24 protein-coding genes are annotated in these 23,284 nt (G+C 62.3%); 9 read left to right on the top strand and 15 right to left on the bottom strand.

Annotation, left to right across the window (positions count from 1 at the left end; genetic code table 11):
* The first annotated feature begins 5 nt into the window (after positions 1-5).
* The 3 genes from AB4N80_RS17290 to AB4N80_RS17280 all read left to right on the top strand — a co-directional run bounded on the left by AB4N80_RS17290 (position 6) and on the right by AB4N80_RS17280 (position 2,041).
* A complete protein-coding gene (locus tag AB4N80_RS17290; protein WP_122565760.1) occupies positions 6-440 on the top strand; it encodes a YeeE/YedE family protein in 435 nt (144 codons plus the stop codon).
* Positions 441-442: 2 nt separating this feature from the next.
* Positions 443-862 (top strand): DUF6691 family protein, encoded by a 420-nt coding sequence (locus AB4N80_RS17285; RefSeq protein ID WP_122565761.1) that lies wholly within the window; start codon positions 443-445, stop codon positions 860-862.
* An 87-nt stretch (positions 863-949) separates the two neighbouring features.
* On the top strand, positions 950-2,041 hold the full coding sequence (locus AB4N80_RS17280; protein ID WP_460078065.1) for an ArsO family NAD(P)H-dependent flavin-containing monooxygenase: 1,092 nt from the start codon (positions 950-952) through the stop codon (positions 2,039-2,041).
* A gap of 46 nt (positions 2,042-2,087) precedes the next feature.
* Here AB4N80_RS17280 and AB4N80_RS17275 read toward each other — a convergent pair whose 3' ends face one another.
* Genes AB4N80_RS17275 through AB4N80_RS17245 form a run of 7 tightly spaced genes read right to left on the bottom strand, consistent with a single transcriptional unit; the run spans position 2,088 to position 8,382 of the window.
* The gene (locus AB4N80_RS17275; RefSeq protein ID WP_460078064.1) at positions 2,088-3,455 is read right to left on the bottom strand and encodes a sensor histidine kinase; all 1,368 of its coding nucleotides are present in this window, start codon (positions 3,453-3,455) and stop codon (positions 2,088-2,090) included.
* Positions 3,452-4,114: a response regulator gene (locus tag AB4N80_RS17270; RefSeq protein WP_122565764.1), complete on the bottom strand. Its 663-nt coding sequence runs from the start codon at positions 4,112-4,114 to the stop codon at positions 3,452-3,454. The genes AB4N80_RS17275 and AB4N80_RS17270 overlap by 4 nt, the downstream gene beginning before the upstream one ends.
* A gap of 11 nt (positions 4,115-4,125) precedes the next feature.
* Positions 4,126-4,770, bottom strand: coding sequence for a tetratricopeptide repeat protein (locus AB4N80_RS17265; RefSeq protein WP_122565765.1), 645 nt, complete (start codon positions 4,768-4,770; stop codon positions 4,126-4,128).
* Positions 4,767-5,576, bottom strand: coding sequence for an SDR family oxidoreductase (locus AB4N80_RS17260; protein ID WP_122565766.1), 810 nt, complete (start codon positions 5,574-5,576; stop codon positions 4,767-4,769). The genes AB4N80_RS17265 and AB4N80_RS17260 overlap by 4 nt, the downstream gene beginning before the upstream one ends.
* Complete coding sequence (locus AB4N80_RS17255) at positions 5,563-6,237, bottom strand: TenA family transcriptional regulator (RefSeq protein ID WP_122565767.1); 675 nt, start codon at positions 6,235-6,237, stop codon at positions 5,563-5,565. The genes AB4N80_RS17260 and AB4N80_RS17255 overlap by 14 nt, the downstream gene beginning before the upstream one ends.
* Entirely contained in the window at positions 6,234-7,715 is a 1,482-nt protein-coding gene (locus AB4N80_RS17250) for an AMP-binding protein (RefSeq protein WP_460078061.1), read from the bottom strand. The genes AB4N80_RS17255 and AB4N80_RS17250 overlap by 4 nt, the downstream gene beginning before the upstream one ends.
* A complete protein-coding gene (locus AB4N80_RS17245; protein WP_305467393.1) occupies positions 7,705-8,382 on the bottom strand; it encodes a thermostable hemolysin in 678 nt (225 codons plus the stop codon). Before AB4N80_RS17245 ends, AB4N80_RS17250 begins: the two co-directional genes overlap by 11 nt.
* A 247-nt stretch (positions 8,383-8,629) precedes the next feature.
* On the opposite strand from AB4N80_RS17245, the gene AB4N80_RS17240 reads away from it, so the two are divergent.
* A complete protein-coding gene (locus AB4N80_RS17240) occupies positions 8,630-10,336 on the top strand; it encodes an amidase (RefSeq protein WP_122565770.1) in 1,707 nt (568 codons plus the stop codon).
* Between the two features lie 200 nt (positions 10,337-10,536).
* On the opposite strand, the gene AB4N80_RS17235 is transcribed toward AB4N80_RS17240, so the two are convergent.
* Complete coding sequence (locus AB4N80_RS17235; protein WP_122565771.1) at positions 10,537-11,391, bottom strand: LysR family transcriptional regulator; 855 nt, start codon at positions 11,389-11,391, stop codon at positions 10,537-10,539.
* A 74-nt stretch (positions 11,392-11,465) separates the two neighbouring features.
* Between AB4N80_RS17235 and AB4N80_RS17230 the strand changes: the two genes are divergently transcribed.
* The gene (locus AB4N80_RS17230) at positions 11,466-12,422 is read left to right on the top strand and encodes a DMT family transporter (protein WP_122565772.1); all 957 of its coding nucleotides are present in this window, start codon (positions 11,466-11,468) and stop codon (positions 12,420-12,422) included.
* Between the two features lie 92 nt (positions 12,423-12,514).
* Positions 12,515-12,913, top strand: coding sequence for a VOC family protein (locus AB4N80_RS17225; protein WP_122565869.1), 399 nt, complete (start codon positions 12,515-12,517; stop codon positions 12,911-12,913).
* Between the two features lie 24 nt (positions 12,914-12,937).
* Here AB4N80_RS17225 and AB4N80_RS17220 read toward each other — a convergent pair whose 3' ends face one another.
* On the bottom strand, positions 12,938-13,873 hold the full coding sequence (locus AB4N80_RS17220) for a LysR family transcriptional regulator (protein ID WP_122565870.1): 936 nt from the start codon (positions 13,871-13,873) through the stop codon (positions 12,938-12,940).
* Positions 13,874-14,024: 151 nt separating this feature from the next.
* On the opposite strand from AB4N80_RS17220, the gene AB4N80_RS17215 reads away from it, so the two are divergent.
* A complete protein-coding gene (locus AB4N80_RS17215) occupies positions 14,025-15,224 on the top strand; it encodes an MFS transporter (protein WP_460078058.1) in 1,200 nt (399 codons plus the stop codon).
* A gap of 98 nt (positions 15,225-15,322) precedes the next feature.
* On the top strand, positions 15,323-16,204 hold the full coding sequence (locus tag AB4N80_RS17210) for an AraC family transcriptional regulator (RefSeq protein ID WP_122565871.1): 882 nt from the start codon (positions 15,323-15,325) through the stop codon (positions 16,202-16,204).
* Positions 16,205-16,244: 40 nt separating this feature from the next.
* Here AB4N80_RS17210 and AB4N80_RS17205 read toward each other — a convergent pair whose 3' ends face one another.
* Complete coding sequence (locus tag AB4N80_RS17205) at positions 16,245-16,469, bottom strand: hypothetical protein (RefSeq protein ID WP_122565774.1); 225 nt, start codon at positions 16,467-16,469, stop codon at positions 16,245-16,247.
* A 621-nt stretch (positions 16,470-17,090) separates the two neighbouring features.
* Complete coding sequence (locus AB4N80_RS17200) at positions 17,091-17,438, bottom strand: carboxymuconolactone decarboxylase family protein (RefSeq protein ID WP_122565775.1); 348 nt, start codon at positions 17,436-17,438, stop codon at positions 17,091-17,093.
* A 110-nt stretch (positions 17,439-17,548) separates the two neighbouring features.
* Between AB4N80_RS17200 and AB4N80_RS17195 the strand changes: the two genes are divergently transcribed.
* Positions 17,549-18,472: an AraC family transcriptional regulator gene (locus tag AB4N80_RS17195; protein ID WP_460078056.1), complete on the top strand. Its 924-nt coding sequence runs from the start codon at positions 17,549-17,551 to the stop codon at positions 18,470-18,472.
* Between the two features lie 3 nt (positions 18,473-18,475).
* On the opposite strand, the gene AB4N80_RS17190 is transcribed toward AB4N80_RS17195, so the two are convergent.
* From AB4N80_RS17190 to AB4N80_RS17175, 4 genes are all read right to left on the bottom strand, one after another.
* Positions 18,476-19,387 (bottom strand): LysR family transcriptional regulator, encoded by a 912-nt coding sequence (locus AB4N80_RS17190; RefSeq protein ID WP_122565777.1) that lies wholly within the window; start codon positions 19,385-19,387, stop codon positions 18,476-18,478.
* Positions 19,387-20,307 carry a LysR family transcriptional regulator gene (locus tag AB4N80_RS17185; protein ID WP_122565778.1) on the bottom strand — a complete coding sequence of 307 codons (921 nt, stop codon included), beginning with the start codon at positions 20,305-20,307 and terminating at the stop codon, positions 19,387-19,389. The genes AB4N80_RS17190 and AB4N80_RS17185 overlap by 1 nt, the downstream gene beginning before the upstream one ends.
* A gap of 91 nt (positions 20,308-20,398) precedes the next feature.
* On the bottom strand, positions 20,399-21,028 hold the full coding sequence (locus AB4N80_RS17180) for a glutathione S-transferase family protein (RefSeq protein WP_122565779.1): 630 nt from the start codon (positions 21,026-21,028) through the stop codon (positions 20,399-20,401).
* A 130-nt stretch (positions 21,029-21,158) separates the two neighbouring features.
* Positions 21,159-23,213 (bottom strand): 2Fe-2S iron-sulfur cluster-binding protein, encoded by a 2,055-nt coding sequence (locus AB4N80_RS17175; RefSeq protein WP_305490657.1) that lies wholly within the window; start codon positions 23,211-23,213, stop codon positions 21,159-21,161.
* Positions 23,214-23,284: the final 71 nt, after the last annotated feature.

Raw genomic sequence — 23,284 nt, 5'->3', positions numbered from 1 at the left:
CGCTGATGAATATTGACTGGCTCAACTTTACGCCGTGGTCATCCCTTGCCGGCGGTATGTTGATTGGCTTGGCGGCCAGCCTGTTTGTGGTCGCCAACGGCCGGATCGCCGGCATCAGTGGGCTGATTGGCAGCCTACTGCAGCGTGGTAGCGAAGGGCTGGGCGAGAAGGCTCTGTTTCTCCTGGGCCTGCTCGTCGCGCCGCTGTCATGGGGCGTGTTTGCGACGTTGCCACCCATCGAGTTTCAGAGCGGCTGGTTCGGCCTCACTGTCGCGGGCCTGTTGGTGGGGGTCGGCACTCGTTACGGTTCGGGCTGCACCAGTGGCCATGGTGTCTGTGGTCTATCACGCCTTTCACCGCGTTCGATGGTCGCCACGGCGTGTTTCATCCTCAGCGGTTTCGCCACGGTATTTGTCCTGCGTCACGTGATAGGGGTTTGAACATGCGCAAACTGACGGCATTCATCGCAGGCCTGCTCTTTGGCTTCGGCCTGCTCCTGGCAGGCATGACCGATCCGAAAAAAGTTTTGGGTTTCCTGGACTTGGCCGGTGCCTGGGATCCGTCTCTGGCGTTGGTGATGATCGGCGCGATTGGCACCGCCATTGTCCCGCTGGCCTGGGCGCGCCAACAGACTCATTCGCTGCTGGGCGGCTCCATGCAGTTGCCGCTCAAGCGAGAACTGGACCTACGCCTGATCGGTGGCAGCCTGGTGTTTGGTATCGGATGGGGCATCGCCGGCATCTGCCCCGGCCCCGCCGTGGCCATCATGCTGACCGGGCACTGGCAAGCCTTTGTGTTCATGCTGGCCATGTTGGCGGGCATGTTGTTGTTCACCGCGCTGGAAACCCGGCGCAACCATTGATCGGGAGATTGCCATGAAAACCAACATGGGAACCCTGGGAGTCCTGCAACGGACTCTCTTCCTGTCTTAACCAAAGGATTCAGCCTCATGTCCCGCTCACACCCCGATACATTTGACGTAGTCATCATCGGTGGCGGCCAAGCGGCCTTGGCGGTGGCCTATTTCCTGCGACGCACGCCTCTCTCGTTCGTCATCCTCGACGCCCAGGAAGAACCCGGTGGTGCCTGGCGCCATGGTTGGAACTCGCTACGACTCTTTTCCCCGGCGACCTGGAGTTCGATCCCCGGCTGGATGATGCCCCCCACGCAGGATGGCTATCCGTCGCGAAACCATGTGATCGACTATCTAAAGCAGTACGAACAGCGCTATCGATTTCCAGTGGAGCGGCCCGTGCAGGTCACCCGCGTGGAACACACCGAAACGGGCTTGCGAGTACATGCCCCGGATAGGCACTGGGACGCCCGGGTCGTGGTCAGCGCAACGGGCACCTGGAGCAACCCCTACATCCCTCATTACCCTGATGCGGCCTTGTTCGCTGGTCAGCAACTGCATTCGGCGGACTATGTCGAGGCGTCCCCTTTCGCCGGCAAGAAAGTCCTGGTGGTGGGCGGCGGCAATTCAGGGGCGCAGATTCTGGCCGAGGTGTCGAAAGTCGCCGAGACCACTTGGGTTACTCCCGTCGAGCCGCTGTTCCTTCCCGACGAAGTGGATGGGCGCGTGTTGTTCGAGCGCGCCACCGAACGCTGGAAGGCCGAGCAGGAAGGTCGCGTCATTGGCCAACCCGTGGGAGGTTTGGGCGACATCGTGATGGTGCCACCGGTTGTCGAGGCCCGTGAACGCAACGTCCTTCAGGCCGTCAGGCCTTTCGAGCGCTTTACCCGCAACGGCGTGATCTGGGCCGACGGCCGCGAATCGGCCGTGGACGTGGTGATCTGGTGCACCGGATTCAGGCCCGCCCTGCAGCATCTGGATGCGCTGGGAGTGCTCAACGACGACGGCCGTGTGGAGGTCGAGGGTACTCGCTCGATACAAGAGCCCGGGCTGTGGCTGGTCGGCTACGGCGAGTGGACGGGATCGGCTTCAGCCACGCTGATCGGCGTTACACGCACCGCACGCAGCACGGTCGGCGAGATAGTCGCTTTGCTCACCGAACCATCCACCGCCGATGCGCCCGCTTGAACCACCCACCCAGACCGGCAAACTGTCATGACGCCGGGAACGTTGATTAAAAGAGCTCTATGTCCAAGGTCGCGCACAGCCCGCCTTCGGCCCGGTTCTCCAGCCGGATCTGGCCACCCAGGCGATCGGCGATAGTGCGCACTATCGTCAATCCCAAGCCGGCCCCCTGGTCATTGCCACGGCTGTAGAAACGCTCAAAGAGCCGCTCACGCTCGGCCTCGTCAATACCCGGCCCCTGGTCTTCGACGGACAGTTCGTAGTGATCGCCCTTCCTGGCCAGCCGTACGGTGATCGTGCCATTGGCCGGAGAAAAATTGGCCGCGTTGGTCACCAGGTTGTTCAAGGCGATGTCGATGGCCACCGGGTCGATTCGAACCGGACCGATGTCATCGCTGACATCGAGCACCGGTTCGAGCCCCTTGCTCAACAGCCAAGGGGTCATCTGGACCAGGCTCGCACGAACCGTAGCAGGCAAGTCGATGACCGCGGGCGTCGGAACACCTGCCTGCGGTTCGAGCCGCGCCATGGTGAGCAGTTGGTTGACCAAGCGCGTGGTGCGGTCGACCCCGGCTATCAGATGTTCCAGGGACTCGCGACGGCTTTGCTCGCTTCCCGCCTCCATCAGGTTCTGTGCGTGCACCCGCAGCACGGCCAAGGGCGTACGCATTTCATGGGCGGCGTCGGCGATGAAACGCCGCTCACGGCCCATCACCTCCTGGATCTGCGCCAATACGCGGTTGAGGGCCGCCTGCATGGGCTCAAGCTCCGTAGGAAGTGGCATCATCTGCAGGGGTTCAAGTGAGCCGGGGTGCCTGGCGCGCAACTTCGCCGCCATATCGACCAGGGGTTTGAGCCCCCAACCGATGGCCAGCCAGATCACCGCGGCAAGCACCACGCTGCCGATCAGGTTGGGCACGACGGTGTGACGAACAATGCGGTCGACCAAGTCGGCACGCACGTCGTCACGCTCGCCCACCCAGATCTTGAAGCCGTATTGCGCGTCGTCCAGGACGAACGCCCGCCACTTACGGTTCTTCTGGTCCACGATCTCACTGAAACCGGGCGAACTCGGCGGTGAGGTGAACGACGGTGCGCTGGAGGTATGAACCAGCAACGAACCTTGTGAGCTCCAGACCTGGAAAGCGATCTTGCTTTCATAGGGATGACCGTCGACTTTAGGCACCGCCTGCCCCAACGCCGCATTGAACGCCTGATACAGCTCGGCGTGCTCCTTGCTCGCCATCGGCATGCGCATCACGCCCTGCAGCAGCCGGGCATTCTGCGCCAGCTGGGCATCGTAGACCTCGGCGATTTCGTGGTTGCTGTCATGCAGGTTAAATACCGTGATGATCAACAAGCCAAGGAACAAGAGGCCGAGAATCAACGTGAGGGTGCGACGCCGGATCGAACTCATCGACGCTCCTCCACCAGGTAACCGACACCGCGAATGGTACGGATCAGGTCGGTAGAGAATTTCTTGCGCAGATGATGGATATGCACTTCCAGCGTGTTGCTCTCGGCCTCCTCGCTCCAGCCGTAGAGCAACTGCATCAGATGATCACGGGTCATGACGCGACCCGGCGGCGAAAGCAGTTCATGGAGTAGTTGATATTCCTTGGGCGTCAGGGCCACCGGCTTGCCCTGGTAACTGACTTGCTGGGTTCCGGGGTTCAGGCTGATGCCGGCATGTTCGATCAACGCCTGGGCACGGCCAGCGCTGCGGCGCAGCAGGGCCCTGAGCCGGGCCTTGAGCTCCGCCAGGTCGAAGGGCTTGACCAGATAGTCGTCAGCCCCGGCGTCCAACCCGGCGATGCGATCCTCGGTGGCATCCCGGGCGGTGAGGATCAGCACCGGCAAGTTGGAGCCACTGTCACGCAAACGCCGCAACACTTGCAGGCCATCCATGCGTGGCAGGCCAAGATCGAGCACCGCCAGGTCGAAGGTTTCACTGAGCAGCGAATGCAAGGCGCTGCTACCGTCCTGCAACCAGTCGACGGTATAGCCTTCGCGGCTCAGGGCCTGATGGATACCTTCGCCCAAGGCCACGTCATCCTCGATCAGTAATAAACGCACACGCGCTCCTGTCAGCTCAGTTGCTTGTTCACATCCACCAGTAACGCGTCGATCTCCTTGCGGCGCCCGGCATCGGCCGTTTCCCGACCCGGCCGCGGCGCTGCCTGCAAGGCTTTTTGCAGCGCCGCCTTGGCTTCGCTATAGCGCTTCTGACGGTAGAGGTGATCGCCCCAAAAGTACAGGCTGTCGATGCCGTTCGGGTTGAGTTGCAAGGCCTGCTTGAGCAATTGCTCGGCCTTGTCCGAATCGCCGAAACCCAGGGGCCAGCCCGGCACCCGGTCGTAGAGTGCGCCGAGGCTGGTGTAGGCCGAGCCTTGCAGGGCCTTGGGGTCCAGGGCCAGGGCTTTTTCCAGGTCGCCCTTGGCTTCCTTGACCTTGCCCAGTGCGCCGAGCCCACCCTTCGCGCCGGCCCAACTGCTGTTGACGATGCCGGACCAGATCCACGCTTCGGCCACCGATTGGCGTTCCTGCTTGAACGCCGATGCCTGGACGGAGAGTTTTTCGAACGCATCGGCGCGTTGGCCTTCGGGCACTTCATATTGAATGTGGGCCCAGCGCTGCTGGATGTCGCTGAGACGTTGCTGGTCGGCCGCCTCCAACGCCCAGACGCTTTGGCTCAAGGTGCCGATCAATAGGCAAGCGAGGATTCTTTTCATGGTTTGAGGTGCTCGTTTTCGGGTTTGTGACTGAGCCGGCGCACCAGTGGCAATTGCCTGCGCAGGCCACGGTCCACCAGGTTGGGCAGCAGGCTGTTGAGGCCGACGAAAAAACGTTCGGGCCAGCCCAGATAGAGCTCGCGCCGGTCGCCGATAATGGCGTGGACCACCGCCGCCGCCACGGTTTGCGGGTCGTCGACGTTGGCCTTGAGGGCCTGGTTGAGCGCGTCGGCCGCCGGACTGTTCATCGCGGTACGGGTGGCCCGGGGCGCCACGTAGAGCACCCCGACGCGGGTGTCGGCCAACTCCCGGCGCAAGGCCTCGGAAAAACCGCGCAAGGCAAACTTGCTGGCGCAGTAGCTGGCATAGCCCGGGTAGCCGATTGATCCATAGGTCGAACCGACGTTCACCACCATCGCACTGTCGGCCTGCTTGAGCCGCGGCAAAAACAGTTTGGTCAGGCAGATCGGCGCGCTGATGTTCAGCGCCAGCATGGCGTTGATCTCGCTGTCGTCGAGTTGTTCGAGCATGGCGAAGTGGTTCACGCCGGCGGCATTGATCAGCAGATTGATGCCGCCCTGGCTCTCGGCGGCGGCCAGTACCTTGCGTCGGTCGGCGAGGAAGGTCAGGTCGGCTTCGACCCAGCTCAAGTGCTGCGGATAACGCTCCAGCAACGGCTGCAAGGCTTCGCGATGCCTGGCCACGGCCAGTACCCGCGCGCCACTGGCGCACAGGGCGGCGGCGATGGCCTGGCCGATTCCACCGCTGGCGCCCGTCAGCACGACACGCGCATCACATAGGCGCATGTTCATGCTCCCCGTCACGAGGCAAGCCCCGGAACATGTCGGTGTACAACCGGTACACCACCTTGGAGGCATGGATCACCGCAGCCTGGTCCGCCGGAGCGTCCAACCGGTTCATCAAGCCGCGATAGGTTTGCATATGCTCGATGTCCAGCGAACCATGGGAGCTGAGGTAACTGAACGCCGTGGCTGGCAACTCCAGGCGCTGGCGGATGCTGTCGGCGGCATGGGTCGCCAGGGCGATACTGGTTCCCTCCAGCACATTGACCATGCCGAACAGGCCGACCGGGTTGCCTCGGGCGATCAAGTCGTAGAGGTAACTGACCATCAATTCGATGGGCAACGATGGCTGGCCGTTGCGCACCGCGTCCTGATCGCCACCGCACACGGCGATGTCATCCAGCACCCATTGCTCGTGGCCGTACTCTTCGTCGATGTATTCGCACACGGCCTTGCGCAGCCATTCCAGATGGGTTGGCAGGCGCGCTCCGCACGCCATCATCAACGGCACCGTATGGCGCACGTGGTAATACGCCTGGACCAGGAAACCCCGATAACTATTCAGGCTGACCTGGCCGTTGAGAGCGTCACGGATGATCGGCAGATTGAACAGGGTCTGACGCTCTTGCTGGGTAGCTGCTTGCAACGTGTCAAAAAAACTCATGATGGGGATTCCTCGGACAAGACAGGTGAAGTGAGCTGCGCCCGGTACCGCTCCACGATGGCTTCCCGGCGTGGCCGGCCATTGGCGGTGAGCATGCCGTTGGCAGTGCTGAAGGGTTGGTCCAGACGTGTCCAGCGATGGACCCGTGCGTAATCGGGCAGCGTGTCGTTGGCCTTGGCCACGGCCAGTTCGAGCGCTTGATCCGTACAGTCGGCGCGGGCGGGCCAGAGCAACCCATGGTTGTGCGGCAAGGCTTCGCCATAAACGAAGGCCTGGGCGACGTCACCGCCTTGGGTCAGTTCGGCTTCCACCCATTCGGGGTTCACGTTGCGACCGAAACTGGTCACGAATTGGTGTTTCTTGCGACCGCGCAGGTAAAGGAAACCGTCTGCGTCAAACTCGCCCAGGTCGCCGCTGGGCCACCATTCGCTGGCGTGCAGTGGCTCACCCAGGTAACCGAGCAGCGTCGAGCCCTTGATCAGGACTTCGCCGTCATCGGCCAAGCGGACCTTCACATGGGGCAACGGCTGACCGACACTGCCGGCACGATGAGCCTGTGGCCGATTGAGGCACACCACCGAGGCGCATTCCGACAGTCCATAGCCCTCAAACACCGGCAGGCCGACGCGCTGGGCCCGTTGCAACAAATCATGGGACACCCGTGCCCCGCCGACGGCGGCGAATCGCACGATGTGCGGGTTGAACGCCCTCTGCTCAGCGGCCATGACCAACATCAACAGCAGTTGCGGAACCAGGATCAGACTCTGCGCCCGACGCTCGGCCAGGCATCCCAGCAGGCGCGTCGAATCAACCCCGCTCGCGCCCTGGATGCCGAGGTTCTTCTGGCTGGGCAGGCTCAGCATGGCACCGGCATACAGCGCCGCGTAGCAGCCAAGGTTTTCCAGCAGAATCGCCAGGGGCAGCAATGCCAAGTGATGCCTGGCCTCGACCGGTTGGCTGGCCTGCTCCAGTTCACGGGCCACCCGCAACAGGCTGTCGGCGCTCAGGCAGACGCCTTTGGGCGTGCCGGTGGTACCGGAGGTGAACGTCAACTTGGCGGTGCCTGTCGGCAGACGACTCGGCCCGTCGAAATGCCGCCGCCAGAACTCGCCACTGTGCTGGTATCCGGCGGCTTGCAGTTCCGCTTCGAACGCAGGCTCGGCAATCACCCGCTCGGCCTGGCTCTGCTCCAGACAGTGGCGACGTTGAGCCTGGCTGAAAAAACCGGGCAGGATGACGCAGACCAGCCCTTCAAACAGCGCGGCAAGGTCCCAGAGCATCGCTTCGATGCCGTTGTCCAGGGCCAGGGCGACAACGCTGATGTGTTCATCGCGCAGGCGTTGCTGGCGGTACACCACTTCGGAGTAAAGCGTTGCGTAGTCGAGCTGCGAACCGTCGCCCCACAACGCAATAGCGTGGCCCCTGCGCTCGGCATGCCCACGCAAGGTGCGCTTGAACCGTTCCACCTCAGGCGACATGGCTGGTTTCTCCGAGGTCCGTGGGCAGTCCCAGTCGATTGAACAAGCCGGTATTGCGCAGATGAATAAAACCGGCGCGAATGTTTCCGACATGAACCCACGGCTGGCTTTCGTAGTAACGACCCCAAAGGTGACGGTCCTCGCCGAGGCGTTGCGGGTCGGCCGGGCACAGGGTCACGGGCTTGAGGCCCAGGCGGTGGAAGCTGTTGACCAGACCGACGTTGCCGGTAAACGCAACCCACTCCAGGCCGCCCATGGCCAACAGATAAGTGATCGCGATAATGCTCAGCCGGGCGCTGCCCGTGTCACTGGCGGCCAGGTTGCCGACCTCGACGATGGCGGCGCGGTCCACCGGCCGGTCGGCGGCGGCGCTGATCAAAGGCTCGATGGGGCTGTCCAGATAACGCTCGAGAAACAGCGGTCCCTGGGCGGCCCGGCGCACGCCAGCCGCAGCGCAGAGCGTGCCGTGCACATCGTCGAGCCCGAACAACTCTGGCATGAAGTGACGAATGTCGGCGCCATGGACGTGGCGAAAACGCTGCTGGATGAACGCTTCGAACTCAGCCCGCCGAGGTTGTCCCGGCAAGGCTCGGTGCAAATGGCGAGCCGGCAGCCCGGCGTCACCGAAGACCAGCGGCAAGTGAATATTCCAGTCAAAATCGGGCATGGCGCAACGTTCTCCCTCGGGCTATTGGGGAGAAGTATCGAGGCCGTTTCTTAACGAAGTCTGAAGATGGGAAGTTTGCGCACGCTTGAAAAAAAGTCCGATCAAACATGGGCTGCCCTTGTTCGTTCTTCCGTAGTACAGTAAGCAAAACCCGATAAATATCCACCTTGAGATGACCTGAAGTGCCAGGCCCCACCGTCAATGGACCCGGACACCCCCGTCATCCTTCCACCGCGGCGGTAACTGCATGATCGACATCACCGAAGTTTCCATTGCCCAACTGCGCGCCGCGCTGGAATCGGGCCAGACCACGGCGGTAGCGCTTGTCCAGGCCTACCTCGCCAGGATCGATGCCTACGACGGCCCCGACACGCCCACCGCCCTCAACGCGGTGGTGGTGCGCAACCCGGATACGCTGAAGGAAGCGCAGGCCTCCGATGCCCGTCGGGCCAGCGGCCAGACCCTCGGCCCGCTCGACGGCATTCCCTATACGGCCAAGGACAGTTACCTGGTCAAGGGGCTCACCGCCGCTTCCGGAAGCCCGGCGTTCAAGGACCTGGTGGCCTATCGCGATGCGTTCACCATCGAACGGCTGCGCGCCGCCGGAGCCATCTGCCTGGGCAAGACCAACATGCCCCCCATGGCCAACGGCGGGATGCAGCGCGGGGTGTATGGCCGTGCGGAAAGCCCGTACAACGGCGACTACCTCACAGCGCCCTTTGCCTCCGGCTCCTCGAACGGTGCAGGCACGGCAACCGCCGCCAGTTTCGCGGCGTTCGGCCTTGCCGAAGAAACCTGGTCGAGCGGACGCGGCCCGGCGTCGAACAACGGCCTGTGCGCCTACACGCCGTCGCGTGGGGTGATTTCGGTGCGCGGCAACTGGCCGTTGACGCCGACCATGGACGTCGTCGTGCCCTTCGCCAGGACCATGGCCGACTTGCTCGAAGTGCTGGACGTGGTGGTCGCCGAGGACCCGGACACCCGTGGCGACCTGTGGCGCCTGCAACCCTGGGTGCCGATTCCGAGCGTCGACTCGGTTCGTCCCGCCTCATATCCGAGCCTTGCCAGCAACCCGGGGGCGCTGGCCGGCATTCGGTTCGGCGTGCCACGGATGTACATCAACGCTGACCCTGAAGCCGGCACGGCCGAGGCCCCCGGCATCGGCGGCCCGACGGGGCAGAGAATCATCACCCGCGCCTCGGTGATCGACCTTTGGGAACAAGCCCGCAAGGCCCTGGAGGCTTGTGGCGCCGAAGTGGTCGAGGTGGATTTCCCGCTGGTGTCCAACTGCGAGGGCGATCGTCCCGGCGCACCGACGGTGTTCACCCGCGGCCTGGTGTCCAAGGAGTTCCTGCACCATGAGCTGTGGGACCTGTCGGCCTGGGCATTCGATGATTTCCTGCGGGCCAACGGTGATCCGACGTTGAACTGCCTGGCCGATGTCGACGGACCGAAGATCTTCCCCCACGACCCCGGCACCCTGCCCAACCGGGAGGACGATCTGGCCGCCGGCATGGATGAATACGTGAATATGGCCCAACGTGGCATCACGCCCTGGGACCAGATCCCCACACTGCCCGACGGGTTGCGGGGGCTTGAAGCGACCCGCCGGATCGATCTGGAAGACTGGATGGAGCGGCTGGGCCTGGACGCGGTGATCTTCCCGACCGTCGCCGACGTCGGGCCGGCGGATGCGGATATCAATCCGGAATCTGCCGATATCGCCTGGAGCAACGGAGTCTGGGTCGCTAATGGCAACCTCGCCATCCGCCACCTGGGCGTACCCACTGTCACCGTGCCAATGGGCGTCATGGCGGACATCGGCATGCCCGTCGGGCTGACATTCGCCGGGCGTGCCTATGATGATTCGAAGCTGTTGCAACTGGCGTCGGCGTTCGAGTCGATTGGCTCCAAGCGCCGGGTCCCGCCTCGGACACCGCCGTTGTCGGCTTGATCCGGTCATTGGGGCTGGTCTTGGGGCTGCTGCGCAGCCCAGGGGGAGCAAGCTCCCTCGCTACAGGGGTTCAGCTGGGTGACAGCGTGGACCATTCAAACGCCACCCTAGCCACAATTGCCCTCGGGTATTGCACCTGCGGGCTTTTGTGGCGAGGGAGCTTGCTCCCGCTGGACTGCGCAGCAGTCCCCAGACCGGTTCTACAGCCGGAAATACTGCTGCATGGCACGGGCAAGCAGGCTCACGGCTTCGTCACCCTGTGACGCCTGGTCTCGCATGAACACCACCTCATGCTCCGCGATCACCGGCAGGCCTTCGAGGATCCGCATGGCATCCGTCACCCGCGCCCGGTCTATCAGGCTGATCGCCAGCCCAGCCTCCACGCAGGCCTTGACGGCCTGGTTGGAGGGGCTTTCCAGGACGATGCGGGTCTTGCGCCCACTTTGCCTGAGGGCCTCCATCATCGCTTGCCGATAAGGGCATTGCGCCGCATGTACCGCCAGCGGCAGCGGCTCCATCGAGGCCGCCATCGTGTGGGCCGGCCCGACCCAGACCGGGGTGGTGGACACCAGTACTTGCGCCTCTGCACTCATCTGTCCCTTCGGTTGGGCAACAACCGCCGCCTGGAGCTTGCCGCGCCGCACCAGGTCCCGTAGCGCATAGCTTGGCGCGGTCTTGAGCTCCAGCACCACGTTGGGCCACGCGGCGGCGAAAGTCGGGAGGATGTCGCGGATGACATGGTCTGCGTATTCATCCGGCACCCCCAAGGTGATGCGTCCCGCCAAACGGGTTCCGTGCAGGTCGGCCAGCACCCGGTCATGGGTGCTCAGCAGCTCCGCCGTCGCCACGAGCAGACGCTTGCCCAACGCGGTGAGGGACACCGACTGATTGTCCCGGTTGAGCAACCGCCCGCCAGCGACCGCTTCCAGACGCTGGATATGCACGCTGACCGCCGCCGGGCTTTTGTGCAGTTGCTCTGCCGCCGCACTGAATTTCCCGATTCGTGCCACCGCATGAAAAGTACGTATCAAGTCGATATCGAGTATGGCCGTCATGATTCAATCTTCGTGAACAACTGATGCATTACATTTTGATTTATTAGATTAGCCGGGTTTCGTAGCCTGTGGGCATGAACCCGAATAAATCGATGACCTGCACTTCCCTGCCCCGGCCTGCCTGGTACTGGCTGATTCCGTTGCCGTTGCTCGAAGCGGCATTGCTTGTGTCGTGGAGTTCCGGCTTCGTCGGCGCGCGCTTTTCCATCGATTACGCGCCGGCCCTGCTGGTGGTGTTCTGGCGGTGCGTCGTGGTCACGCTCGTCCTGCTTCCCTTCGTCGCCAGGTCGCTACGCCGGACCTCTCCCGCCGTGCTGTTGAAGAACGCGGGCATCGGCCTCCTGGCGATGGCGGGCTATCTGGGCGGTATCACCCAAGGCATTGCCCTGGGTGTGCCTGCGGGCTTGGCCGCGCTGGTCGCCGACCTGTTGCCGATGGGCCTGGCACTGCTGGCCGCCGGCGTACTCCGACAACGGCTGGCCTGGCAGGTCTGGGCGGGGCTGCTTATCGGCCTGCTCGGCGTCATGCTGGTGACCCAAGGCGCGCTGGCGTGGGGTAACGCGCCCTTGTGGGCCTATGGCCTGCCGCTGTTGGGCATGCTTTCGCTCGCCGTCGCGACCCTGTGGCAGAAATACCTGCCCGCCGAACAATCGCTGGGCCTGCTACCCAACCTCTGGCTGCAGTGTTGCGTGTCGGGCCTGGCCTTCGCCCTGGTCGAGGGCGTCCATGGCAGCCTGGCCCCACTACCCAGCGCAGGCTTTGCACTGAGCGTATTGTGGACCGCAGGCTTGTCGACGATGGGCGGCTACGGCCTTTATTGGCTATGCCTGCGCCGCGCGACGGCCACCCGGGTCGCCAGCGCCCTGTACCTCAGCCCGCCCATTACGATGCTCTGGGCCTGGGCCATGTTCGACGAACCGCTTTCCTGGCAGATGGTGGTCGGGATGGCGGTGTCCGGGGTGGGCATCTGGCTGGTCGTCGGTACCGAAGCGCGGCAGGCCAGGCCTCAAGCGTCTGGGCGAAAGTCTTAACAGCCCGAACTTGGCAGCGCGATGATACCTGTGGCAGCGTACGCTGGATGTCAAAACACCCCTTCGCGCCCACAGACAAAACGGTAGCCATCATGATCTCCCACGTCTTTTTAGGTATCGCCGATTTTGATCGCGCCTTCGTGTTCTATTCAAAACTCATGGCCGAACTGGGGCTTACCTTGAAATTTTGCGACGCCACGAAAGGCTGGGCTGGCTGGATTGCCGAAAACTCGCCTCGCCCGATCTTCGTGATTGGCAAACCGTTTGACGGCAAGGCAAGCGAACCCGGCAACGGACAGATGGTGGCTCTGCTTGCCGCCAGCCGGGAAACTGTCAGGAGCAGCTACGCAACAGCGATGGCGCTGGGCGGGACGTGTGAGGGAGAACCCGGCTTGAGACCCCACTACCATCCCGATTATTACGGCGCCTACTTTCGGGATCTCGATGGCAACAAGCTTTGCGTCTGTTGCCATGATTCGGTGTCGACGTAGTCGTCGCACCACGGGCAAGAACCTCTATAACCGTTGTGCCGGCCCTCCTGCTGCCTGAGCCAAACTGGCCGTCAGCACGTCCAGTAGAGCAGCGACCTTGGGAAGCATCTCACGGCTTTTCTGCCAGGCAAGACTGATCGCCATCCCATCGGTTGCCAACTGGGGCAACACTTCAACCAATGTCCCTTCGTCCAGTTGCCGTTGGACCAACCAGGACGGCAATTGGGCAATACCGCAACCCGCTAATACCGCAGCCACCAAGCCCTCGCCATCGCCCACCACCAGCTTTGGCGACACCTGTTTCCTGAGCGTTTCGCCCCGGTGGCGCCCGGCGAAATTCCAGGGGCTGACATTTCCATCCCGCCAACCGTAGGCGATGCACCGGTGCTGCTCCAGATCAAGGTCAGTCAGGGGCGTGCCATGCCTGGCCAGATACGCAGGTGATGCGCAGAAAATATGCCATTCCCTGCCAAGGTACCGATGCCCCAGCGTATCCGGCCAAACCTCCGCGCCTCCCAACCGGATAACGATATCCACGCCCTCCTGCACGGCGTCGATGAAACCGTCGGAGAACGAAATGTGCGGTACCAGTTGCGGGTATTGCTCCAGGCATCGCAAGACGACAGGCAGTACCTGGGAACGGCCAAAAGCACCGGGAAGGTCGATCCGAACCCTGCCATGGGGTTCGGCGTTTTCAGCCTGTAGCGACAGCTCGGCCTCTTCGAGGTCGGCCAGCACGCCGGTGCAGGTGCGAAGAAAAGCGACGCCTGCATCGGTCAGCGAAATACGTCGAGTCGTACGTTCGAACAGTCGAACGCCGAGCCGACTCTCCAGGCGAGCAATGCTTTTACTGATGGCAGAACCCGTGAGATTCATCCGCTCAGCGGCGGCCTTGAAGCTGCCGGTTTCGGCGACGCAGACGAATACATCGATGCCCTTCAAACGCTCCGAGGAAAACATGGACATCCTTCATTCATGAACTGGATTCAATCAAGACGAGAAAAAACATCATAAATCAGAACTGGTTTCCTCAGTAAGCTTGGCAGCTGCGTATCCGTCCGCGAGACGACGCTGCCCCCCCTATAAACATCTCCGGTCGTATGAGGCAAGGATGCTCGCCACCCTCAAAAGCTATCCCACGTCAGTCAATTTGCTGCTTTCGGCGTCACTTATCCTGACGCTGGCCCGGGCAATCACACTGCCCTACCTGGTGATCTACCTGTCGGACAGCTTTGGATTGAACGTTGCCGACATCGGCCTGGTGATCGGCAGCACATTGATCATCGGCTCCCTGTTGAGCCTCTATGGCGGCTTTCTCGTGGACAATATGTCCAGTCACCGACTCATCCTGGGGTTTAGCGGCCTGTTCACAGCAGGGTTTCTCGGCACATTCCTGGCTCGCGAACTCTGGCTGTTCTACGGCTGCCTGATACTGATCAACCTGGCTTATGCCGTCATCGATATCGCGGTCAAGGCTGGATTTGGCAGCTTGCTTGCAGTTGCCGATCGCAGCGAAGCGTTCTCGATCAAATACACGCTGACTAATATCGGTTATGCCGTTGGGCCGTTTCTCGGGGCAGGAATGGCCAAGCTGGACATCAGCCTGCCATTCCTGTTGTCCAGCATGCTGGGGGCCGGGTTTTGCCTGGTGTATTTCGTCTGGGGCGACAGGGACCTGGCGGTCGTCGATGCGAGCCACAAACCCGTGCCTTTCCTGGCCGTGGGCAAGCTTCTGCTGCGGGATTACCGCTTAGTGTGCTTCACCCTCGGCGGCCTGCTCAGCGCGGTGGTCTTCGGCCAGTTCACGGCCTATCTCTCGCAGTACCTGGTGGTCACGACAACAGCGGAGTTCACCTACCGCATCATCAGTGCCATGGTGACGACCAACGCGCTGATGGTGATCAGCCTGCAGTACGCCATTGGCCGAAAGATATCCCACCGCCATCTAAACCTGTGGCTGGCGGCGGGGTTGAGCTTGTTCATCCTCGGATTGGCCGGTTTTGCCCTGGCCGACACACTCGTGCTGTGGGTGATCGCCATGGCGGTGTTCACGCTCGGAGAGATCATCGTCTTCCCCGCCGAATACATGTTCATCGACAACATCGCTCCCGACCACTTGCGAGGCATGTACTACGCTGCGCAAAATCTTGGCAACCTCGGCGCCGCCTCCGGACCGGTGCTGTGTGGCCTGGTATTGGCGACGCAGCCGCCTCACTACATCTTCTACATGCTCGCGCTCTTCATTGTTGCCGGTGGTATGTTTTATTTCCTGGGTACTTGCCGGCTGATCGACTCTCCGGCCAAGACGTAATGCATGGCCTGTCACCAGGAGGGGCGCTCAAGTTAGCAAGATCGGTCGAGCGCATTTTGCTTGTCGGCCTCATGCTGGTGTCCTCACGGGGGAAAACCATGACCGACACACAAAAGCACTACCCGTCCCGGATGCAGAAGGTGCTCGATTACATCGACGAGCATCTTGATGACTGCCTGGACCTGGATACGTTGAGCGGCGTTGCGGCTTTTTCGAAATACCATTTTCACCGGCAGTTCATGGCGACGTTCAATTTGCCCTTGAATCGTTATGTCCAGCTCGCCCGCCTGAAACGCGCGTCCTACAAACTGGCATTTCGCGAACATGAAACGATTACCGAGATCGCCATGGACGCCGGTTACGCAGCGCCAGACGCCTTCGCCCGTGCATTTCGACAGCGCGTGGGGCAACCACCCTCGAACTTCCGTACGTCTCCCGACTGGCAGCGTTGGAACACCACGTTCACGCCATTGCACACTGCGAGGAACCGCCTCATGCCCACGCTCTATCAGCCCAGTGACGTACAGATCCGCACAGTTCCCGCGACACCCGTCGCCATCATGGAACACCGAGGCGATCCCTCGACAATCGGTACGACCCTCCAACGCTTCATTGCCTGGCGGCGGAGTGTCGGCCTGATCCCGTCGATCAGTTCGACGTTCAATGTATTTCACACCGACCCGCGCACGACGCCACCAGAAGACTATCGCCTGGATCTATGCGCAGGGACGGAGCAGCCCATCGTGCCGAACGACGAAGCGATCAAGGCCGGCAGTATCCCCGCCGGGCGTTGTGCAGTGCTGCGGGTCGAAGGGGGCGCAGACAACCTCGAGCCCGCTGCACTGTACTTGTACAGGGACTGGCTGCCGGCCAGCGGTGAGGAGCCTAGGGACTTTCCGCTCTACTGCCAGCGCATAACGTTCTTTCCGGACGTTGCTGAGAACGAAGCCGTTACGGAACTCTTTCTGCCGCTCAGGTGATCGGTTATTCGGTGGTGGTCATCAGGCCACAGGTTCTACGTTAGCTGATCGGTATTCGCCTCAGAGCCCGCATTACAAAGGCGCCAGCCTTCGCCAGCAATACGCCGCCGGTGTGTTGTTGGCACAGGTCGTTCGAAACAGGCGCTACGGACTCGTTGGCCAGGGCGCCCATCAACTGGGGCAGCAGGAATCCGCTTTCGTGCTCCTGGTGAATCGCGACAGCGGTGTCCGGCCAAGGGTTGCCGGTGCAGATAACGTCGTTCATGGGAAATCTCCTGGAGAATGGAGAACGCTGCGACGGCCCGAAACGGTCGATCGCTTCTGGGATCAGTTTCACTGGCGGACAGTTTTTAGAGAATGCCCAGGAATCTCATGACTTGATTGCGCCACATGAAACAATCGCACCGGGTAGCACTAAAAGTCCCGGGGGCGTTGTAATGCTGTTTGCGGGGTTTTGATTTTCCGTTCAGAGAGGCGTCGTTTTTTTGGTGTGTATATCCGTTGCTGCGGTAACGGCCACTGGCGGTGAGGCGGCCTGATAGCCGACCTGGTTCTTGGTGAGACCGCGTTTCTCCTGTGGGAGCGAGCCTGCTCGCGATTGGGCCAGCAGCCCAATATCCATGTGGCTGAAACACCGCCATCGCGAGCAAGCTCGCTCCCACAGTCGGCCTGCGGTGAACACAAGATTCATGAACACCCAAGATCACCTGTGGGAGCGAGCTTGCTCGCGATGGGGCCCGCACATCCACCATCACCGAAACTGACCCTCCGCTTCGCGAGCAAGCCCGCTCCCACAGGAGAAACGCGGCCCCACCATGAATCAGGTCGGCTATCAGGCCGCCTCACCGCCAGTGGCCGTTACCGCAGAACCGGATATGCACACCAATCACGCCGATGCTTTCAGCATGTCATACGCCTCAAGCGACCGCAGCGAGTAGATATAGGCAGCCCCCGCATTCAACGAGATCGCGGTTGCCAGGGCTGCAGCGACCTCCTCACGACTCGCCCCCGCCTTGATCGCCGCATCCGTGTGGGCCGCGATACAGCCATCGCAACGAGTGGTCACGGCGATGGCGATCGAGATCAGCTCGCGGGTCTTGGCATCAAGCACATTGTTTTCGCTGGCGGCTTCCCCGAGTGCCATATAGGCCTTGACCATTTTCGGGTTGCTGCGGCCCAGCGCGCCAAACGCTTTCTGGATGGTGGGTAATAATTCGGACCAGTTATTGAACATGGCATTAACTCCTGAGTGGGTTGGGTGTACTGTTTTGACGCCCTCAGTTTTTCACCCTGGCGCCACTCGGTTTTGCTCAATCCGCTCAGTTTTTTTGGCGAAACGCTCAAATGAATGCGATCGATAAACTCATCAGCCTGGCCAACGTTCGCGGCAGCCTGGACCTGCGCTGTCAGTTCCAGGGCGACTGGGCCCTGGATCACGGGCAGCAAGCCCTGGGCACGGCGCCCTATCACATCGTGCTGGCCGGCGAATGCCGTGTGGAGTTTGCCGATGGGCAGCGCTTGCCCATGCGCGCCGGTGACATCCTGCTGTTGCCGCGAGGCGCCCCGCACCTCATGCACAGCCCTGGAAAAACGGTGACGCCGACCTCACCCCGGGTCGTGGCCGGGGGCACCTTGCCGATTCATCGCATTGGCGGTGCCAGCGCGGAGTTGGACATGCTTTGCGGGGGTTTTCACTTCAACCGGGCTTCGTTGCTGTTCAGCGCCCTGCCCGAATACCTGGTGATTCCCAGCGGCGCGTTACCGGCCAACGGGCCGTTGCCGGCATTGGTGGAGATCCTTCGCGGGGAAGCGGATGGGGACCAGCCCGGCGCGCGCTTCCTGCTCGACGCCTTGTCCCAGGCGCTGTTCACCCTGATTCTGCGTGCGCACCTGGCTAGCCACGGCCAGGACAGCGGCTCGCTGGCCCTGCTCAGTGACAAGCGCCTGGGCCGGGCCTGGCAGGCGATGCTGGCGGACCCTGCGCACGAGTGGACCATTCAAGGCCTGGCGGACCTCGCGAGCATGTCCCGGGCCAACTTCATGCGCGCATTCGTCAAGGTGGCCGGTGTCTCGCCGTGGGTGCTGTTGACGCAAGTGCGAATGGAATTGGCTTTCAGCCTGCTCAGCCACTCACACCTGGGGCTGAGCGATATTGCCGTACAGGTCGGCTACCAATCCCAGGCTGCATTCAGCAAGAAATTCAAGGAAATCTACGGCGAGGCGCCAGGGCGGGTGCGCCGTGGGATTCAAGCCCCAAGCACGCGTTGACCATCAAGCGCTATCCGCTCGCAGGGCCGGGTGTGCGCGCAGGTGCTCGACGATGTAGTCCACGAAACTGCGCACGCGCATCGGCGCCTTGCGTCTTTCACGGTAGACCACATGCACGGGTATCGAGGGCGGTTCATAGGCTTGCAAGACCCTGCGCAAGCGTCCGCTGCTCAGATAGTCGTACAACGGATAGCTCAAGCAGCGCGTCAACCCGGCCCCATGAGCCGCAGCGTCAATGGCCGCCTGTAGCGTTGCGCAACTGAGCCGCGTGCGTGCCTTCACGCAGTTGGCCTCGCCCTGTTGTTGAAAAGACCACTGGACCCAATCCTGGTTGGCCTGCGTGGCGATCAATCGATGATCGTGCAGATCCTGCGGCACAACCGGCTCACCCTGCATCGCCAAGTAACCAGGACTGGCGCAGACGAGCGAGCGAACGCTGCCGACAGGTCGTGCGATCAATGAGCAACTGGGTAGAGGTCCCACCAGCACCGCCACATCCAGCCCCTCGTCATGCATGTTCGGGAAACGATCATGGTAGTGGGCAAATACCTTGATTTCGGGAAAGAGATCCATGTAGCCGGCCAACACCGGCGCCATGACATAACGGCTGAACAACGCGGGCAACAGAATCGTCAAATTGCCCTGCGCCTGGACATGCCAACCCTTGGCCGATGCTTCAGCCTCGTCGACGGCCTTGAGAATGCGTGAGCAATCGGCCATGAAGCCGACCCCGGCTTCCGTCAACACCACCCCGCGCGTGCTTCGTGACAGTAACTGCACACCCAGTCGCGCCTCCAGCCGAGCGACCGCACGCATCACGGTGGGTCCGGAAACGTTGAGGCGCTGGGCGGCCGAGGCGAGGCTGGGGCACTGCGACAGCGCGTGGAATATCAGCATTTCCTGGTGGCGCGCCATCAGCCGGCGCCTTTTACGACAGGCTTGAGCGTGACGTCGCCTCCCAGCCGATCCGCGAGGAAGTCCACGAACGTGCGCACCTTGGCCGGCACTCGATTGCTCTTCTGATACACCACGTGGATCGGCAACGCCGGTGGTTCGAAGGCCTTGAGCACCACTTCCAGTTCACCCTCGGCGACCTGCCGGGCCACTTGATAGGACAATACCCGGGTAACGCCCCAGCCCTGGCGGGCGATGTTGATCGCGGCCTGATTCGCGGTCACCACCAGGCGTGGCTCAACGCGCAGGCTCAGCGAGTTTGCGGCGTCCATGAACTGCCAGTGGCTCAGCAGATGACTGGCCGAAGACATCACAATATTGGCCTTGCTCAACTCGCCAGGATGGGTTGGCCGTCCATGGCGCTGGAAATAGGCCGGGGCACCGCAGATCACTTGGCGTACCTCACCGACCTTGATGGCGTGCTGATTGTTTTCCTGCAAATGGCCGATGCGGATCGCCACATCAATGCCCTCGTCCGCAATATTTACCACGCGGTCGACCAACAAGGCGTTGAGGTGTACCGAGGGAAATTGATCCAGGTAATCCGTCAACAAAGGTGCGATGTACAACTCGCCGAACAGCACCGGCGCGGTGACCGTCAGATACCCGCACGGGATCGAGTAGCTGCCGGCGGCTGCCTCCTCGGCCTCTTCGAGTTCACTCAGGATCCGCCGGCAATCTTCCAGGTAGCGTTGCCCCGCTTCGGTCAGGTGCACATTGCGGGTGGTGCGAGACAACAGCTGGGTGCCGATCCGTTCTTCCATCGCCGCAATGGCCCGTGTCACGCTCGGTGGCGAAATGCGCAGGCGCCGGGCGGCAGCGGCGAACCCCTCCTCTTCGGCCACCACCATGAAAATTTGCATTTCCTGAAAGCGATCCATGGGATCCAGCCTTGCTTGAGGGAGATTGAACATACTTGCTATGTCTGGAGGCTTGCCGGAGGACGCGTCCCGGCAAGCTCCTGCGTTTGACTCAGGCTTGCTGCAAGCCCTTGGCGGTACGCTGCATGCCGACGAAATTCGGCAGGGCTTCGATGCTGCCCAGCCAGGCCCGGACGTTGGGGTAGTCGGTCAGCGCGACGTTGCCTTCCGGCGCATGGGAGACGTAGGTGTACGCGGCCACGTCAGCAATGGTCGGTTGCTCACCGGCCAGGAACCGGCTTTGCCCTAGCTCCGTCTCCATCACCTTCAACAGGGCATGGGAACGTTTGATGGCGTCTTCGGCGTCATAGCCCGCACCGAACACGGTGATCAACCGGGCATTGGCCGGCCCCTGGTTGATCTGGCCCGCGGCCACCGAAAGCCAGCGCTGCACCCGAGCCTGGGCGAGCGGATCGCTGGGCAGCCATCGGCCCTTGCCGTACTTGGCTGCGAGGTAGACCAGGATCGCGTTCGAGTCGGCCAGGACCACACCGTTGTCATCGATCACCGGCACCTGCCCAAAGCTGTTGATGGCGAGAAACTCCGGGGTCTTGTGCTCGCCTTTCATCAAGTCCACGAATACCAGCTCGGTCGGCAGACCCAGCAGCGAGAGCATCAGCTCGACACGATGGGCGTGACCCGACAACGGGTGGCGATAAAGTTTGATCGCGTTCTCAGACATGACGTACTCCATGTGGTTTGGGCTCGAAGCGGTGATCGCGTCGATGGCGCTATCCTCCGCTCCTGCTCCGGACAGCGGAATAACCAGCTTTTACAATCCAGCATTTCACCTGGTGAAACGATCAGAAACCCTAGACCTCGAGCACCAACGGCTCACTCCCCTGGGCCGGCACCGCACAACAGATCAGCACTTCACCTTCGCCAACCGGTTCGGCCGGCTGGCTCAGGTAATGCACCTGACCGCGGCTCAAGCGGGTTTTGCAGGTGCCGCAGGAACCGCCGCGGCAGCTGAATTCCGGGTTCAGGCCGCGCGCTTCGGCCAGTTCCAGCAGCGTTCCACCGCCGGGCTCCCAACGGGCCTCCTTGCCGGAACTGGCGAACAAGACCTTTACCGCTTCAGTCGCGGCCGGCACTTGCTGGGGCGCCGACATGCTGACTTCCAGATCCCGCACCAGGGTGGAGGGACCGAAGGTTTCCGCATGGATGCGATCGTCAGGGATGCGCAATTTGCGCAGCCCGTCGTACAGGGCCTGGGTAAAGCTGCCCGGCCCGCACAAATAGAAGTCGTAGTCATTGAGAGGCAGCAGTTTCTTCAGCAACTCCACATCGATCCGGCCCGCCAGGTCATAGCCTTCCGCGCCCCCTCCCTCAGTGGGCGGTTGGCTGACCATGCGCACGACCTTGAGCTTGTCGCCGGCACGGGCGGCCAGTTCGTCGATCTCTTCACGGAACGCCAGGTCGGCCACCGAGCGGGCGCTTTGCAGCAACCAGACCGGACGCATACGACTGATGCGTTGTCCCTGGTAAACCACCTCACGCAACATCGACAACAACGGCGTGATACCCACCCCCGCTGCCAGCAACACCAATGGACGCCGCTCGGTGGCCTGGACGGTGAAATGACCCTGGGGCGCCCGCGCTTCGATCTCCTGCAGCGCCCGCACCTGCTCATGCAGGTGGGACGACACCGATCCATCGCGCTTGACGCTGATGCGCAGGAAATCATCCGACGGCGCACTGGAGACGCTATAGGTCCGGATCGACGGAGCTTTCTGCCCCTCCAGCTGGATTCGCACCGGCAAATGTTGTCCGGCTTCAAACCGAGGCAAACCCAAGCCATCGCTCGCCTGCAGGTAGAACGAGCGAATGTTGTGGCTCTCATCCACCACCCGCTCGACCCGCAACGAACGCCAGCGGCTACGCAGCGCCTCGGCCTGCAAGCGCTCGGCGGCTTGCTCCCAGCTGCCGGTCATTAACGAGTTGGGGGAATCGCCCTCGTCCTGGTCCTTCCAGCGCAGCGCGATGGCGGCCGGGCGATAGACGATGCGTTGCGGCGTGAAGCGCAGCAGCCGCTCGGCGCCTTGGAAGGCATTGATCTGGGGATCGTCCAGCAGGACTTGCGCCGAGCCGCTCATTTGCAGCAGATCGCCGGTCTGGAAATCGACGAACACCAGCCCGGCCCGTGGATTGAGCAGGATGTTGCCCAAGGTATTGAAGAACAGGTTGCCGGAAAAATCCGGAATGGTCAGCGATCCGTCTTCATCCATGCGCACGAACCCCGGCTTGCCGCCACGGTGGGAAGCATCGACCTGCCGCTCGCCATCGCGCACCACGTAGGTGGCGATATGGAACGAATCGGCCGCTGTCACCAGGCGACGGACCAGCGGGTCTGACACGGTCAATTGACGCGGTGCGGCGGCCTGCGCGTCGACAAATTGGTACTGGCGCAGGTTGATGTAGCGAGGGCAGTTGCCATAGGCCTGGCTCACTGCAATCTCCAGCCCCGGGGCAAGCTGACGGCGCACGACGCCGTTCATGCGATTACGCCGACGGGTGTGCAACTCGATCCCCAGCATGCCGATGGCATCCCCCTCGCCCATGCCTTCCTGGGCCGGGTCGTTCGGCTCGGGCTCAAGGTTGATGTGCAGGGTCTGCGGATCGGGCGAGCTCATGAACCCCGGTTGTCCCGCGCGCAGGGTCGCCCACACATCGCCTTGCCGATCCACCGCCCCCAGCACCACGAACGGCAGTTGGGCGTAGAACTCCCGGTGCTGGTCCGGCATCCACGTACGCGCCAGTTGCCGTTGGCCGACACCGGCCATCATGTCGACGGCCCCGACGGAGCGCTGCAAGGTCAGCTCTCCTTCGTGCCAGGGCGAGTTTTTTGCTTGCAAGGCTTCGTCCATCAGCTACTCCTCGCGCTCGCAGCATGAACGCCTGCGCCAGTGCGCTACGGTTAGGGATTCTCCGCCACCTT

The organism is Pseudomonas sp. H3_A02 (assembly GCF_054671965.1).
This window is presented reverse-complemented; position numbering and strand designations above follow the sequence as displayed.